At 59.2% G+C, this 15,145-nt stretch carries 12 protein-coding genes; 7 read left to right on the forward strand and 5 right to left on the reverse strand.

What is annotated here, in order from left to right; translation table 11 throughout:
• Positions 1-314 precede the first annotated feature (314 nt).
• The 6 genes from G3N95_RS17490 (at position 315) to G3N95_RS17515 (ending at position 8,592) form a co-directional block, all read left to right on the forward strand.
• The gene (locus tag G3N95_RS17490) at positions 315-689 is read left to right on the forward strand and encodes a hypothetical protein (protein WP_205971346.1); all 375 of its coding nucleotides are present in this window, start codon (positions 315-317) and stop codon (positions 687-689) included.
• Between the two features lie 255 nt (positions 690-944).
• Positions 945-1,868, forward strand: a complete 924-nt coding sequence (locus G3N95_RS17495; protein WP_205971347.1) for a LysR family transcriptional regulator — start codon at positions 945-947, stop codon at positions 1,866-1,868.
• Positions 1,869-1,890: 22 nt separating this feature from the next.
• Positions 1,891-2,565 (forward strand): response regulator transcription factor, encoded by a 675-nt coding sequence (locus G3N95_RS17500; RefSeq protein ID WP_205971348.1) that lies wholly within the window; start codon positions 1,891-1,893, stop codon positions 2,563-2,565.
• Between the two features lie 97 nt (positions 2,566-2,662).
• Positions 2,663-5,932, forward strand: a complete 3,270-nt coding sequence (locus G3N95_RS17505; protein ID WP_205971349.1) for an efflux RND transporter permease subunit — start codon at positions 2,663-2,665, stop codon at positions 5,930-5,932.
• Positions 5,922-7,121, forward strand: a complete 1,200-nt coding sequence (locus G3N95_RS17510) for an efflux RND transporter periplasmic adaptor subunit (RefSeq protein ID WP_205971350.1) — start codon at positions 5,922-5,924, stop codon at positions 7,119-7,121. The genes G3N95_RS17505 and G3N95_RS17510 overlap by 11 nt, the downstream gene beginning before the upstream one ends.
• The gene (locus G3N95_RS17515; protein ID WP_205971351.1) at positions 7,114-8,592 is read left to right on the forward strand and encodes an efflux transporter outer membrane subunit; all 1,479 of its coding nucleotides are present in this window, start codon (positions 7,114-7,116) and stop codon (positions 8,590-8,592) included. The genes G3N95_RS17510 and G3N95_RS17515 overlap by 8 nt, the downstream gene beginning before the upstream one ends.
• Positions 8,593-8,667: 75 nt before the next feature.
• Here the strand turns inward: G3N95_RS17515 and G3N95_RS17520 are convergent, their stop codons facing one another.
• Positions 8,668-9,849, reverse strand: a complete 1,182-nt coding sequence (locus G3N95_RS17520; protein ID WP_205971352.1) for a porin — start codon at positions 9,847-9,849, stop codon at positions 8,668-8,670.
• 350 nt (positions 9,850-10,199) lie between these two features.
• Here G3N95_RS17520 and G3N95_RS17525 point away from each other — a divergent pair, with 350 nt between their 5' ends.
• On the forward strand, positions 10,200-10,472 hold the full coding sequence (locus G3N95_RS17525; RefSeq protein WP_205971353.1) for a DUF4148 domain-containing protein: 273 nt from the start codon (positions 10,200-10,202) through the stop codon (positions 10,470-10,472).
• Positions 10,473-10,763: 291 nt separating this feature from the next.
• Here the strand turns inward: G3N95_RS17525 and G3N95_RS17530 are convergent, their stop codons facing one another.
• The 4 genes from G3N95_RS17530 to G3N95_RS17545 form a co-directional block, all read right to left on the reverse strand.
• Positions 10,764-11,861 (reverse strand): porin, encoded by a 1,098-nt coding sequence (locus G3N95_RS17530; protein ID WP_205971471.1) that lies wholly within the window; start codon positions 11,859-11,861, stop codon positions 10,764-10,766.
• Positions 11,862-12,075: 214 nt separating this feature from the next.
• Entirely contained in the window at positions 12,076-12,753 is a 678-nt protein-coding gene (locus G3N95_RS17535) for a response regulator transcription factor (protein WP_205971354.1), read from the reverse strand.
• 27 nt (positions 12,754-12,780) lie between these two features.
• Positions 12,781-14,076, reverse strand: a complete 1,296-nt coding sequence (locus G3N95_RS17540; protein ID WP_205971472.1) for a HAMP domain-containing sensor histidine kinase — start codon at positions 14,074-14,076, stop codon at positions 12,781-12,783.
• Positions 14,077-14,185: 109 nt separating this feature from the next.
• Positions 14,186-14,863, reverse strand: coding sequence for a response regulator transcription factor (locus G3N95_RS17545; protein ID WP_346778385.1), 678 nt, complete (start codon positions 14,861-14,863; stop codon positions 14,186-14,188).
• Between the last annotated feature and the right edge of the window lie 282 nt (positions 14,864-15,145).

Raw genomic sequence — 15,145 nt, forward strand, 5'->3', positions numbered from 1 at the left:
GGATTCGCATTCGCCGCACTTTGCTGAAAAGCCAGACCGATGACCTGCCGCCGCTAATTATGAAGCGCGGTTCAAGCGGGCGGCGGTGTCACGCGAACTCGCTGCGCTTTGACAACGGGAGCAGCGTTCGACGAGGCATTTTCAGTATTGCTTCAACAGCGATCAGCTAACGACACCCTCCACGGTGCAATCGCTTACAAGGGTTGAAACGCGCAGATTAAACAAAATTTCATTCCAGCATAACGATGTTTCAGAATCGGGCGTACACATGCGCGACATAATGCTCGCAACACGAATCGCGCGAGGAGCCAATCATGCAGCGTCCAATGAGTGTCGAACTGGTCAACGAATACGGCAGACACACGGTACGCATTGCCATTGACGAGTCTGCCGTGCTGCTCGACCCGAGCGATGTCGACGCGGTGATCCGGCATCTCAGCTACCTCCGGGCAGCGATGCGACCCGAAATTGAAAAGGAGCCGTCGCGGATGCATCAATATGTGATTGAGATGGATCCGTGCTGGCACTCCGAGAAGCATCCTCTTTATGACGGCGCCGTACTCATTCTTCGTCACAGCGGACTCGGCTGGGCGGGGTTTGCTTTGCCAACTCAGAGCATGCAAAAGTTGCGCGATGTGTTGACCGAGCATCTCGAAGCATTGGCAGAAGAGCACTGCCTGCCAAACTAGCCGCTTTGAGCCCTGACGCATGATACGCGCCGCGCTCAACGAGCGACGGACGTCGACGCGCTAGTGCGCGAACACTGTCGATCACTCGGACGACCATACAACGAGCCACAAGATGGCCTGTTATATGGGCGTCTTTTTTTGTCCCCGGGACAACGTGCAAACGCGAAATTAAAAAACACTTAATGAAGGTGGTAGCCGGCGTTCATTGGCAATGACTCAAGATTCGGAGGTCACTGACTAAACGCAATTGCCACCATGAACCAACTTCAAGCGATGCGCGTCTTTACCCGGGTCGTCGAACTGACGAGCTTCAGTCTCGCTGGAAAACAGCTCGGAATCTCGGCAGCGGCAGTCACTCGCAGCATCGGTATGCTAGAAGCGCATCTGAACACGCGTCTGCTCAACCGGAATACGCGAAACCTCTCACTCACCGACGCAGGTCGCGACTATCTCGACGGATGTCGGGACATCATCGACCGTCTCGATACGATGGAGTCGAGCCTTGTTCAAGCGACACGCGATCTGCGCGGCACGCTGCGCATTGCGAGTGTCGCGACATACGGGCACGCAGGTCTTGCACCGTTGCTCGCTGCGTACCGGGCACTTCATGACGGGGTAACGTTCGAGGTCACCACTTTCGAGTTCGACATTGATCTTATCGAAGGCGGCTTCGACGTGTGCTTTACCGACACGCCCGATCTGTTCGGGTCCACGTTGGTGAGTCGCCCCCTTAGCCGGATGCGTGAGGTTGTCGTGGCAACGCCGACATACCTGGCGCGGCATGAGCGACCGAGAAATCCTTCTGACCTCAATCATCATGCGCTGATCGGGAGATCGGATGGTGCTTCGCGCAACTGGGAATTTGTCGATGGGGAGGGTGCCTATCGCATCAGCGCGGCCGGGGCGCTGACGTCAAACAGCTACGGGATGGTGAGGGCGACAGCGCTACAGCACATGGGGGTCGCACTGCTGCCGCATGCGACGGTGGAAGAGGACCTTCAGCGCGGTACTCTCGTGCCGCTACTGGAACAGTTCGATATCGGTGCCAGCCAACGGCATCTGTCGATTCTCTATGCTGCGCCTGCGCAGTTATCGATGAAAGTACGCAGTTTCGTCGACTTTGTGGTTGCCCAATACCGCACGCCGGATCGTCAAACGGCTCTTCGGGTTGTCGCGTGACTAGAGGGGAGATGGAATTGATATGCCTAGAATTCTGACCATAGAAGACGACCATCTGATCGCGAATGACATAGCAGGAACATTGCGCGCGCACGGCTTCATCGTCGACGTCGCGAACACCGGGCGCGAGGGCATGGGCAAGGTGATGGCTGACGACTACGATCTTGTGACGCTCGATCGCATGCTGCCCGATCTTGATGGCCTGACGATAATCTCGACAATGCGTGGCATCGGCATGGAGACGCCGGTGCTGGTGATGAGCGCAATGTCTGATGTCGACGAACGCGTGAAAGGTTTACGCGCCGGCGGTGACGATTACCTCACAAAGCCCTTTGCACCCGACGAAATGGTGGCACGGATAGAGGTTCTCCTTCGCCGCAAGCCCGCCGGAGCGAAATCCGAAACGGTGCTTACGCTCGGGACGTTACAGCTTGATCTTATGCGCAGACGGGTGACGAACCGCGGCATCGAACTCGAACTTCAACCGACTGAGTTCCGCGTGCTCGAATTCATGATGCGCAACTCAGGCCAGGTGCTCACGCGCACGATGATTTTTGAAGCCGTGTGGGGCTGCCGCTTCGATCCCGGTACAAATCTGATCGACGTCCACGTGGGTCGCCTGCGCAAGAAGGTCGATGTCCCCGGTGAACGCCCGATGATCCGCACGATACGGGGCGCGGGATATCTGATCGGCTAATCGCCGACTAAAAACATTTTCATTTTTCTAGTAGCGCGGTGTTAGCGCCTGCCCGGCAGAATCTTGACCGCGTCTCACTAAAACGGAACCGTTTCCGATGTTAAAAATAGTCCGGCTGGCGTTGACCCGGCCCTACACGTTCATCGTGCTCGCGATGCTGATACTGCTGATCGGGCCTTTGTCCGCGCTGCGCACGCCGACCGATATCTTTCCTGACATCCGTATTCCGGTGATCAGCGTCGTCTGGAGTTACACGGGCCTGCAACCGGACGACATGTCGGGGCGAATCGTCACATACTACGAGCGCACGCTCGGCACGACAGTCAACGACGTCGCGCATATCGAGTCGCAATCGTTCCGCGGCTACGGCATCGTAAAGATCTTCTTCCAGCCGACCGTTGATATTCGCACGGCGACCGCGCAGGTCACGTCCGTGTCGCAGACCGTGCTCAAGCAGATGCCGCCCGGCACGACGCCGCCTCAGATCCTGAACTACAACGCGTCGACGGTCCCCGTGCTGCAGATCGCGCTGACGAGCAACACGCTGGACGAACAGAAACTTGCCGACTACGCGACCAACTTCATTCGTCCGCAACTGCTGAGCGTGCCGGGCGTCGCCATTCCGACGCCGTATGGCGGCAAGACGCGCGAAGTGCAGATCGACCTCGATCCGCAGGCCTTACAGGCGAAGAAGCTGTCGGCGCAGGACGTGGCAACTGCGCTCGCGCAGCAGAACCAGATCGTGCCCGCAGGCACGCAGAAGATTGGCCGGTTCGAATACAACATCAAGCTGAACAACAGCCCGCTCGCGCTACAGGAGCTCAACGAGCTGCCCATCAAGGTCGTGGACGGTGCGATGATCTATATCCGCGATGTCGCGCATGTGCGCGACGGCTACCCACCGCAATTGAACGTGGTGCGCGTCGACGGTCATCGTGCGGTGCTGATGAGCATTCTGAAGAATGGCTCGGCATCGACACTCGATATCATCGCGGGCGTGAAGGCGCAATTACCGCGCATCGAAGCAACCTTGCCACCCGGGCTCAAACTCGTGACGATGGGCGACCAGTCCACATTCGTCAAAGGCGCCGTGAGTGGAGTGGCGCGTGAGGGCGTCATTGCGGCCGCGCTGACATCGGCGATGATTCTGCTTTTCCTTGGCAGCTGGCGGTCGACGCTGATCATTGCGGCGTCCATTCCTCTTGCTGTGCTGGCGGCCATCGCGGGACTCGCGGCAATGGGCGAAACGTTGAACGTGATGACGTTGGGCGGGCTGGCGCTCGCGGTCGGTATTCTCGTCGATGATGCAACCGTCACGATCGAGAATATCAACTGGCATCTTGAACAGGGCAAGGATGTGAAGCGAGCGATCATCGAAGGTGCGCAGCAGATCGTCGCCCCTGCGTTCGTGTCGCTGCTGTGCATCTGTATTGTTTTCGTGCCGATGTTGCTGCTGAATGGCATCGCGCGCTTCCTGTTTGTGCCGATGGCGGAAGCCGTGATCTTTGCGATGGTCTCATCGTTCATTCTGTCGCGTACCTTCGTGCCGATGATGGCGCAGTATCTGCTGAAACCGCATGCGTCGGGCGGACACGCGTCGGGCGAAATGGCAGCGATCATGGATGCGCATGGCGGCGTCTCGCATGCCACCCCTTCGCGCAATCCACTGGTGCGTTTCCAGCGTGCCTTCGAACGCCGCTTCGAGCGGGTTCGCGCGGCTTATCGGATCGTGCTCGGTCTGGCGCTCACCCATCGCAAGCGTTTCATCTGCGGCTTTTTGCTGGTGGTCGGCGCATCGTTCCTGCTGGCTCCATGGCTCGGTCGTAACTTCTTTCCGGATATCGATTCGGGTGAAATCGCGCTTCATGTTCGCGCGCCTGTCGGCACGCGGATTGAAGACACGGCGGACCTGTTTGATCACGTCGAGAACACGGTGCGTCGGGTGATTCCGCGCGATCAGCTGGCGAACGTGATCGACAACATTGGCCTACCGAACAGCGGCATCAATCTGACCTACAACAATAGTGGCACGATCGGCCCGCAGGATGGTGACATCCTGATTTCGCTGAACGAGAACCACGCGCCGACTGCGGACTATGTCAAGAAGCTGCGGGAGGAACTGCCGCGAGCGTTTCCGGGCGCGACGTTCTCGTTCCTGCCGGCGGATATCGTCAGCCAGATCCTTAACTTCGGATCGCCGGCTCCGATCGATATCCAGGTTGCTGGACCGAATCAGGAGGGGAACGGTCAGTACGCGAGTGAACTATTGCGCCGCGTGCGCATGATTCCCGGGATCGCCGATGCGCGGATCCAGCAGGCGTCGACCTATCCTCAGTTCACGGTGTCGGTGAACCGATCGCACGCGGGAGAACTTGGCATCACCGAACAGGACGTGACGAATTCGGTGGTCGCGAGTCTGTCGGGCACGAGCCAGGTATCGCCCACCTACTGGCTCAATCCGAAGAATGGCGTGTCGTATCCGATCGTCGCACAGACGCCGCAGTACCGGATGGAGACACTGTCGAGCCTGCAGAACCTTCCCGTGACAGGTAAAACCGGGCAGGCGCAACTGCTCGGCGGCATCGCGAGCATTACGCGCGGCGAGGGCAGCGCGGTGGTGTCGCACTACAACATCGAACCGCTCTACGACATCTACGCGACGACGCAAGGGCGCGATCTCGGTGCTGTCGCAGCGGATATCAACCAAATCGTGCACTCGACCGCGAAGGACTTGCCGAAGGGCTCGACGGTCACGCTGCGCGGCCAGGTGCAGACAATGAACAGTGCGTTCGTCGGCCTGTTGCTGGGTCTTGCAGGCGCGATCGTGCTGATCTACCTGCTGATCGTCGTCAATTTTCATTCGTGGGGCGACGCATTCGTGATCGTAACGGCGCTGCCTGCGGCTCTGGCGGGCATTGTGTGGATGCTGTTCACGACGCACACGCCGCTCTCTGTCCCTGCGCTTACAGGCGCGATCCTCTGCATGGGTGTCGCGACGGCGAACAGCGTGCTGGTCGTCAGCTTCGCGCGCGAGCGGCTTGCGGTAACGGGCAATGCGCTCGTCGCGGCACTCGAAGCGGGCTTCACGCGCTTCCGGCCTGTGCTGATGACGGCGCTCGCGATGATCATCGGCATGGCGCCGATGGCGCTCGGTCTCGGCGACGGCGGCGAACAGAACGCGCCGTTGGGGCGCGCGGTGATCGGCGGCCTCATTTGCGCCACATTCGCGACGCTGCTGTTCGTGCCCGTCGTCTTCAGCCTCGTGCACCGGCGCGATGCCGCCCGCCACGATCCTGTGCCGCGCGCGCCGCATGGCGAGCCGCACGACCATCCTTCTTCCGAATCTGGAGCGCTCCATGTCAACTGAGATCGAGATCAATGCGCCGAGCCGTCTGCGGCATCTGAAACTGGCGGGTATTGCCGCCCTATTAATCGCGGCCGGGATCGTCGCGACGGGCATCGCGAGCCGTGTGCACGCGAAACAGCAGATGACCACATGGTCTGCCGAGGAAGCCGTGCCCACTGTGGTCGCCTACACGCCATCGCGTGATAGCGCGGCGCAGGCGCTCGTCTTGCCGGGGCATCTGTCGGCGTACGTGAATGCGCCGATCTACGCGCGGGTGTCGGGCTATCTGCATGCGTGGTATGCTGACATCGGCACGCACGTCAAGACGGGACAATTGCTTGGCGAGATCGACACGCCTGACCTCGACCAGCAGCTTGCCCAGGCCAGGGCCGATTTGCGCAACTCGCAGGCGAACGAAAAGCTGGCGGCGTCGACCGCGAAACGTTGGACTGAGATGCTGCAACAGGATTCCGTTTCGCAGCAGGAAGCGGACGAAAAGAACAGCGACCTCGTGGCCAAACAGGCGACCGTCGCTGCCAACGATGCGAACGTGAAGCGGCTCGAAGCGCTCGAATCGTTCAAGCGCATCACCGCGCCCTTCGATGGCGTCGTGACGGCCCGGACCACGGATGTTGGCGCGCTGATCAACGCGGGCGGCGGCAATGGGCCGGAGTTGTTCTCCGTATCCGATGCGCGGCAATTGCGGGTCTACGTGAGCGTGCCGCAAAGCGAGGCGGCCGCGATCAAGCTAGGCATGCGGGCGACCCTCACCGTGCCCGAACGCCCAGGCATGACCTTTGATGCAAAGCTCGTCGATACCGACGATTCGATTTCGCAGTCGTCAGGCACGCTGCTGGTACAGCTTTCGGTCGACAATGCGAACGGTTTGCTAATTCCAGGCGAATACACTGAGGTGCATTTCTCGCTGCCGAACGATAGTCACCTGCTGACAATCCCGGCGAGTTCGCTGATCTTCCGGCAGAGCGGTCTGCAGGTCGCCGTGGTTGGCAAGGATGATCGCGCAGTTTTGAAGCCCGTCACGGTCGCGACGGACCTCGGCACGAAGGTGGGAATAGGGTCGGGACTGAATCCGAGCGACAAGGTTATCGACAATCCGCCCGATTCGTTGTCAGCCGGCGATCGCATACGACTGGCGGCTCCGCGGTCCACGACATCGCTTGCGCAAACGGGAGCGCGCGGACATGGTTAAGCGCCGTTTATGTGCCGCGCTGGCTGGCGTCGCGCTTGTGAGCGGATGCTCGTTCGCACCTACGTATCACGCGCCCGTCACTGCCATTCCGACAGCATTTAAGGAAGGTGGTGCCTGGCAGCAGGCACGCCCGGCAGACCGCGTGCCGCGAGACACCTGGTGGAACGTCTATCGCGATCCTGTGCTGGATCGCCTGGAGACACAAGTAGCTGCCGCAAATCCCGATGTCGCGGCGGCAATGGCGCGACATGACGAAGCGGCGGCGCTGCTCGCGCAGGCGCGCTCGGGATTTTTTCCTACTATCGGGGCAGAGGCACAGGTATCGCGTCAGCGGCAGTCGGACAATCGACCTTTGCGCGGCGCGAATCAACCGTCCGTCTACAACTCGGCGACGCTGGACGTTGGCATCGGCTACGACCTCGATCTGTGGGGCAAGGTTCGCAACGAAGTGGCCGCGGGGAAGGCCAGTACGCAGGCAAGCGCCGACGATCTGCAATCGGTGCTGCTCAGTCTGCAAGCCAATGTCGCCGATGCCTATTTCAATCTGCGAGGACTCGACCAGCAACAAGAGTTGCTCGCCGACACGATAAACACTTACGAGCGCGCATTGAAGCTGACGGAAAGCCGCCACGCCGGCGGCATTGCTTCGGATCTCGACGTGTCGCGTGCACAAACACAACTCGATTCGGCGCGCGCCTCGGCGGAAGACGTGAAGGCGCAGCGCGCACTGTTCGAGCATGCGATTGCGACGTTGACAGGCACGCCCGCATCGCAGTTCACGCTTGCGCCTCAGTTGGGCGATGCGTATCTGCCGTCGATTCCGACAGGTTTGCCTGCGGCGCTTTTGCAACGCAGGCCCGATGTCGCGGCGGCGGAGCGTCGCGCGGCCGAAGCGAATGCGAAGATCGGTGTCGCGAAGGCCGCATATTTCCCGGACATTTCGCTGGGACTGGATGGCGGCTATCAGAGCGACACACTGTCGCCGTGGCTGATGGCCCCGAACGAGATCTGGTCGATCGGCCCGAATCTGGTGATGACGCTATTCGACGGCGGCAGGCGCGCGGCGGCGACGCAGCAGGCGCGCGCCCAACTCGCCGAGAACGGCGCAAAGTACAAGGCAGCCGTATTGCAGGCGTTCCAGCAGGTCGAAGACAATCTGGCGCAACTGCATCATCTTGGAGACGAGGCCGTCCAGCAGGACAACGCGCTCACCGCCGCACAGCGCACGCTGACGCTGTCGCTGTCACGCTATCGGGACGGAGTGGTGAGCTATCTCGATGTAGTGACCGCGCAGACGACCGAGTTGCAGACGCAAACCGTTGCGTTGAATTTGCACACGCGACGCTTGCTCGCTTCAGTCGGACTGATTGAGGCACTGGGCGGCGGTTGGTCATCCGATACGCCGAAGGGCGTCAATCTCGCCTCACCCAACCGTGAAGAGAGCACCGCCACACTGGCGAAAGCAGATTGACCGCTCCTTAAACCTAAAGCAAAAAAAGGCCCGCGGCGCAGCGCCGCGGGCCTTTCAGCATGAACTTTGCAACGCTTAGAAACGATGGCGCATGCCGAGTGCGACGACAGCCTGCCTGTTGCTCGACGAAGCGGCCAGCGAATAGATCGACGCATTGCCGAGCGCATTGATGCCTTCCGCGCCGGAAACGTGCTGGTAGGTGCCCTCAAGATACACGTCAGTGCGGTGGGACAGCGCGTAATCTGCCTGCAACATAAACTGATTCCATTTGGGCGAAGCACTGCCGCTTGCCGTGCCGAAGTGGCCGTCCGTGAACGTGTACGACCCGCCGAGGCTCAATGCAGGCGTGAGCGCATAGCGCGCGTTCAGTTCGTAGTTGTTGAACGTCAGTAGGTCACCATTGAGCGTGACATACGATCCGCCTTGTGCAATCTGGCGCGGATCGTCGAGCATCGTGCGCGTGAACACGAGACCGACCGTCGCGGGACCAAAAACATAGCGTCCCGCCGCGCCAAAGATACGTTGGCGCGAGCCCGTCATCGTGGCGTCGCCGTCGCTGCTGCTCAAGGCGCCGCCCGTGTTCGTCGGTTCGTTCACGCCGCCCGGCTGATTGCCCTGGAAGTAGCCGAGCGCGAGCGTGACGGGGCCTCCCGCCCATTGTGCCCCGGCGCTGAACGCGTTGTTGTTGCTGAAGCCACCTGCCGCGTTGCTGAACGCGTAAGCCATGCCGAACGTCAAGCCGTCGATGGTCGGGCTGCGGTACTTGACCGCATTGTTCATGCGGAAGTCGTTGTTCAGGTTGTCGTTGTCAAACGGGTGATCCGCGAGATTGCCACCAAAGCCTGAGCCCGTCGCCGACAACGGCGCCACGAAATCGACGAGAAGGTCGTATTGCCGCCCCACCGTGACCGTGCCCCACGTGTTGCTGGACAGTCCTACCCATGCCTGACGACCGAAGAGGTCGCCGCCGTTACTCAACTTGCCGTTTGCGATGCTGAAGCCGCTTTCGAGATCAAATACGGCGCTCATGCCACCACCGAGATCCTCGTTGCCCCGCAGGCCCCAACGGTCTGTGCTCAGGTTGCCGCTTTGCAGCAGCCAGTTGCTGTGACCTGCTCCATTTGCGGCCTTCTGGTTGCTGACGTAGTCGATACCGGCGTCGAGCGTGCCGTAGAGCGTCACACTGCTCTGTGCGTGTGCGTTGGTCGCAAGCGTGCCCGCGAGCGTCATGCACGCTATCGCTATTGCTTTCTTCATATGCCGTTTCCGAGTGAAGTGTCGTGCGCTGCATTCACGTCCAGGGGAGCGTGACTTCAGCGTTCCCGCTTCTCATGCGGGTAGCGGCAATGTATTCGGTGGTGATGAAGCAGAGATGATAAAAGCCGGCGTTTTTATGACATATGTTTCATGTTGCCGACGCGATATTTTTCGGTTGACTAACGAAACGATTTAAACCGAGATGCCACGAGTGTCGACTCCACTTATGAAGATACTTTCATGTTCGCACAACCAGTCTGCTACGGGCGAAGGGCTATCCTGCTTATCAACCGGACCACACCTATCAGGGCTGGCCGGTCCGCTAACCGGACAATTAAAGGAGTTAGAGAATGAAGTCTTTGATGATTGCTATTGCTTGTGTGGGCGCTCTTTCGACAGCTTCCGCGTTTGCGCACTCGGCGCCCCAGTCGCCGGCCGCGCAAACGGCGGCAACGCAGCTCGCATCGGTCTCGGCGCCATCCGCCTCGCAGGCAGGGCAATGGGTGGCCCCATATGGGCAGCCGACTGCAGAAAAGACCCGAGCGCAGGTCTATCACGAGCTGGTGAAGGCCGAAAAGGACGGGCAGCTCGCTTATCTCGACTCGACACTCTATGCACACTGAGCGTTATTCAACAATCAGGCCGGGACGAAGCCAATCTCCGCTGGTGAGGTCCCGCGCCCGATTGCCGAGAATTGAAGGAACTTTCTCCCCAATTTGATGAAAATACTTTGGCTAATCAAGTTCGCCGTGGCTAGCACGCTCGCAATCGCGGTGGGGATGCTGATGTCGGGCTGCGCCGCAAACCCGTCCAATACGCCGGGAAATTGCGTTGGTCCGGCTGGCTTTTGCGTACCGTACTTTGGCTCGTGAAAAAGCGTGCTTCCCGTACAGGGGAAGCACGTCGGCTTCCAATCAGAACGTGTGGCGGATTCCAACCCGTCCTACAGCCTGCTTTCCATCGGATGAAGGATTGAAGCCTGCGATCTGCGCCACAGCGCCGCCAGATGCCTTCTGCAACGCTGCGAGCGCATAGAGGGCTGTTCGCTTGGAGACTTCGTATTCGACGCTGAGGTTCAATTGCTGATACTTCGGCTCCTGGTCTGTCGCGTGGTTGCGGCCGTTGGTGTAGGTGTATCCCGCACCAAGATAGAGCTGGCTCGTAGCGGCATAAGTGCCAGCAATTTCGTAGTTCTGGAATTTCACGTCGTGCCCGGCGTCGCCCTGCTGAAAGTTGACATTCGAGAAGTTGCCCATCAGCTTGAGCGAGCCGACTTGATACGAAGCCCCCGCTACGAAGATGTTTTGGCTCCGCGCCTGCGCAAGATAGTCGCCATAGACAGCATTTGTGAAACCGTCGCCGCTCTGATAGCTTTGAATCGCAGATTCGGGACTATTGACTCGCAGGTAGCCTACGCCCGCCGAGAATGACCCATTGGTATAAGAGCCCGCTGCGCTATACGCTGCATCATTTGAAAACTGACCAGCCTGTCCGCCGAACGAATACAGTGCTTCGCCAACGAAGCCACCGATAGTGGGCGACGTGTACTTCACCGCATTGCTGATTGCGAATCCGTTGTCGAGGTTGTCCATGTCGTTCGGATGTGAGAAGTACCAGCCTCCGTACTGGCTATTGAGCGAATACGGTTCGAGCAGATCGACGACAGGATCCCACTGTCGACCGAACGTCACCGTGCCTGCAGTCTCACTCGCTAGCCCGACGTAGGCATTGCGAGAGAACGCGAGGCCGCTGCCGAGACCGCCGTTGGCCGAGTTGAAGCCGCTCTCGAGATCGAAGACGGCCCTCAGTCCATTTCCGAGATCTTCTTTGCCGCGGAGTCCCCAGCGGCTACCTGCGCTGACGCCGCTTGCCATCTGCCAGAGATGTTCGCCATTCACATTGTTTGCGAAGTCGATGCCTGTATCGAGCAGGCCATATAACGCGACGCTACTTTGGGCATGCGCCGATGCGACGACGCCGGCGCACAGTAACGCGCCCATAATATGCTTTATCTTCATCAGAAACACCGATCCATTTGTCGTGATTGAGGATGTCTTAGTAACGGATCAGCCAGACCCGATTCAAGAACGGTGTCAATATATCGATGACAGAATGCGACGCGCATGCAATTGTCCCTTTCAGATTCTGTGTTGGGAATTGCATGTGAAGGGATTGACTGCCGATGAGAAGTGCCCGACTACCCGCGAACGATGTTGTTCTTAGAGGTTAGCGCAATGGCGCCGTGATCTGATAGCCAAACCGGCTAACCGTTTCAATTTGCACGGTGGGTGTGTGATCGGCGAGCTTTCGTCGCAGTCGCGAGACAACGAGATTGACGCTTGACGGATCGACGTCTTCCTCGTCGGGCCAGGCGTAGCGCATCAGCTGATCGCGGGCGACAGGAGCGTTCGGCTGGCGTAGCAGGCATTCAAGCAGCATGTATTCACGGCGAGTCACCAGAAATCTTTCGTTTCCGGCTACGAATTCGCGCGTCGAGGCGTCCAGCGCTAATCGATAGTCGCATTTGAGTGACATAGCGGGTGACGCTCGATACAAGGCGAGCATCCGCTCGTGCAACTCGATATAAGAGATGGGCTGGCAGAAGCAGGCATCGGCGCCGGCACGTAGTATCTTTGTGCGCTGCTGAGGGCTTGCGGCAGTCGTGATGACAAGGATAGCGGCGCCGCCCCCATGCCGTGTGAAATTCGGAAGTGCGCTGAGCAGGTCGACGTGAGGTGCGGGTTCGGAGGACATCAGCACGATTGCGTCAAACACTTCCTGTCCCGCAACAAAGGCGGCGTCGCGTAAGTCATCGACACGCTGGAGGCTGTGCGCGCTTTCCTGGAAAGCCTTCAAGAGCCAGGCCGATTCAGGTTGCGAGGTGGTTACCAACAGAATACGCATGCTTTCAACGCAGATCGATTTGAAGGGTCAGGTTAGTGTCTTTGTCCGGCATTCGATAGTGATCCGTGTGCCCGGACTCGCGTCAGCAATGTGCATCGAAAAGTCGTGAACATTGATGACGGCAGACACGATGCTCAGGCCGAGACCAGAACCCGCGAGATGGCGAGTACGCTCGCCGCGATAGAAGCGCTGAAGCACCGCATCGCGTTCGTCGGCGGGAATGCCAGGGCCGTTGTCGATCACGTCGATCTGCGCGCCAGATGGCATCCTTTTCAGTTCAATCCGTACCTTGCCACCATCCGGTGTGAACTTGATTGCGTTATCAAGCAGGTTGCTGAGTGCCTCGAAAAGAAGCGCGCGGTCGCCATGGATTGCTTCGACAGGCGATGTCGTCACGGCGAAGCCAATCTCGCGGCTCTCGGCCAAGGGTTCGAACAGTTCGCCTACCTCCTGTACGAGTGCTTCGAGATTTACTTCGCCAAAGCCGCCCCGGCGTTGAAGCGTGCCGATCTCGGAGATGCGCAGCATCGCTCGAAAGCGATCCAGTAACGCATCCGTTTCGCGACGTGCGTCATCAATCAGTTGGTAGAGCGCTTCGTCTTGATGTCGTCCACCGCGCTCAGATATGCGCACCAACAGCGAACGGACATGTGCGAGAGGCGTTCGAAGATCGTGCGCAATTCCATCGCACGCGCCTTTCACTTCATTCATCAGGCGCTCAACCTCATCAAGCATATGATTAACGAGGCTTGACAACATGTCGATCTCATCCCGGCCGCCGACCGGTAGTCGCTGACCGAGGTCGCCTTGGGCGATGCGTTGGGTGATGCGACGTATTGCCTTGATGCGCCGCATCTGGTTGAGGCTGAGTGCCAAAGCGCTCAGAACCCCGGCGGTCAGGCACAAGAAGCCTCCGCCAATGAGGGCTCGAAAGATTGTTTCCCGGATGCCGAAGATATGCGTGAGATCCCGCGCGATCAATAGTGTTTCACCGTTGGCGCGTAGCTCGGCCTTTGCGCGTACAACAGGCGCCTGTTCGTTGCCAGCAATTTTCAATGTACGGTCAAGCGTCTTGCCGTGACGATCGATTGATACTGACGGCGGCATCTCGATCACGTCACCGGCGATATGCTTGCCGTTGGCGTCGAACAGGCCGTAGTAGTTCGTATGCATCCGCTCATGTTCCAGTCTTCGATGGATTGCCTGGGGCAGTTCCTCGATGGGCATGGAGTCGAAATAGATCAACTGCCAGTCCATCACGACGTCGGTCGCGCGTTCCATGGTATTGGTAACGGATAGGCCGATATATCCAAGAAGCAACATCACGCAGACCGAAAAAAGCACGGTATATAGCGTGATCAGGCGGAACGTCGTGGAATGCCAGCGGCGACCCCGGGAAGGGGCGGGGAGGGTAGAGTCCGTCAAGATGGGATCAACCTAAAATGTAACCGGACCCGCGTACCGTCTGGATCAGCGGCGTAACTCCGGGCGGATCAATTTTCTTACGCAGTCGGCCCATGTGCACGTCGATAAGATTGGTGCCTGGATCGAAGTGATAGCCCCATACGGCTTCGAACAACATCGTGCGCGTGATCGTTTGCCCTGCGTGGCGCATCATGTATTCGAGGACGCGGTATTCGGTGGGGAGCAGGGTGATTTCTTCGCCGTCGCGTTTAACGGTGCGTGTGATCAGATCGAGCTCGATAGGGCCGACTCGCAACATAACCTCGGACTGAGGCTGCGGTGACGTGCGGCGCCGTAGCAGGACTTCGATTCTGGCTGCCATTTCGTCGGGGTCGAACGGCTTGGTGAGGTAGTCGTCGCCACCTGCGCGAAGCCCGCGCACACGTTCGTCTACATCGCCTAACGCGCTCAACATCAGTACGGGTGTCTGTACGCCAATGCTGCGCATCGTGGTGAGGATGGTGAGGCCATCAACACCAGGCAGCATCCGGTCTAGTGTGATGACGTCGTAGTCATCGCTGAGTGCTCGGGCCATGCCCTCGCGGCCATTCGCGACCCAGTCGACCGTAAAACCGCGGCTGGTCAGCTCTCCGACAATTTCGTTTGCGGTGATCTCATCGTCTTCTATGGTGAGAACTCGCGGTATGGTCCTTGCGTCTGCCACGGCGGCCTCAGTGAGCTTGGGCTGCGAACACGATTGGTGATCGGCGGAAATCCATGATGCCATTGTCGGGCTTTCCCTGCGAACGTGGAGGTCGAAGAAAGAGGCGTGAGCGCCTGAGCCGGGGAAGTGCTCGAGGCGCGCTCCTGAAGGCCACCCACATGATATGGGAGCAACGTCGACCGTTGAATGAAAGATTATTTAAGTTCTCCAGCCATCGATGATCCCACTTCGAGATGACGGCTGGTATCGCGCTTGACGCGACGC

It is taken from the genome of Paraburkholderia sp. Tr-20389, assembly GCF_017104565.1.
Classification (GTDB): domain Bacteria; phylum Pseudomonadota; class Gammaproteobacteria; order Burkholderiales; family Burkholderiaceae; genus Paraburkholderia.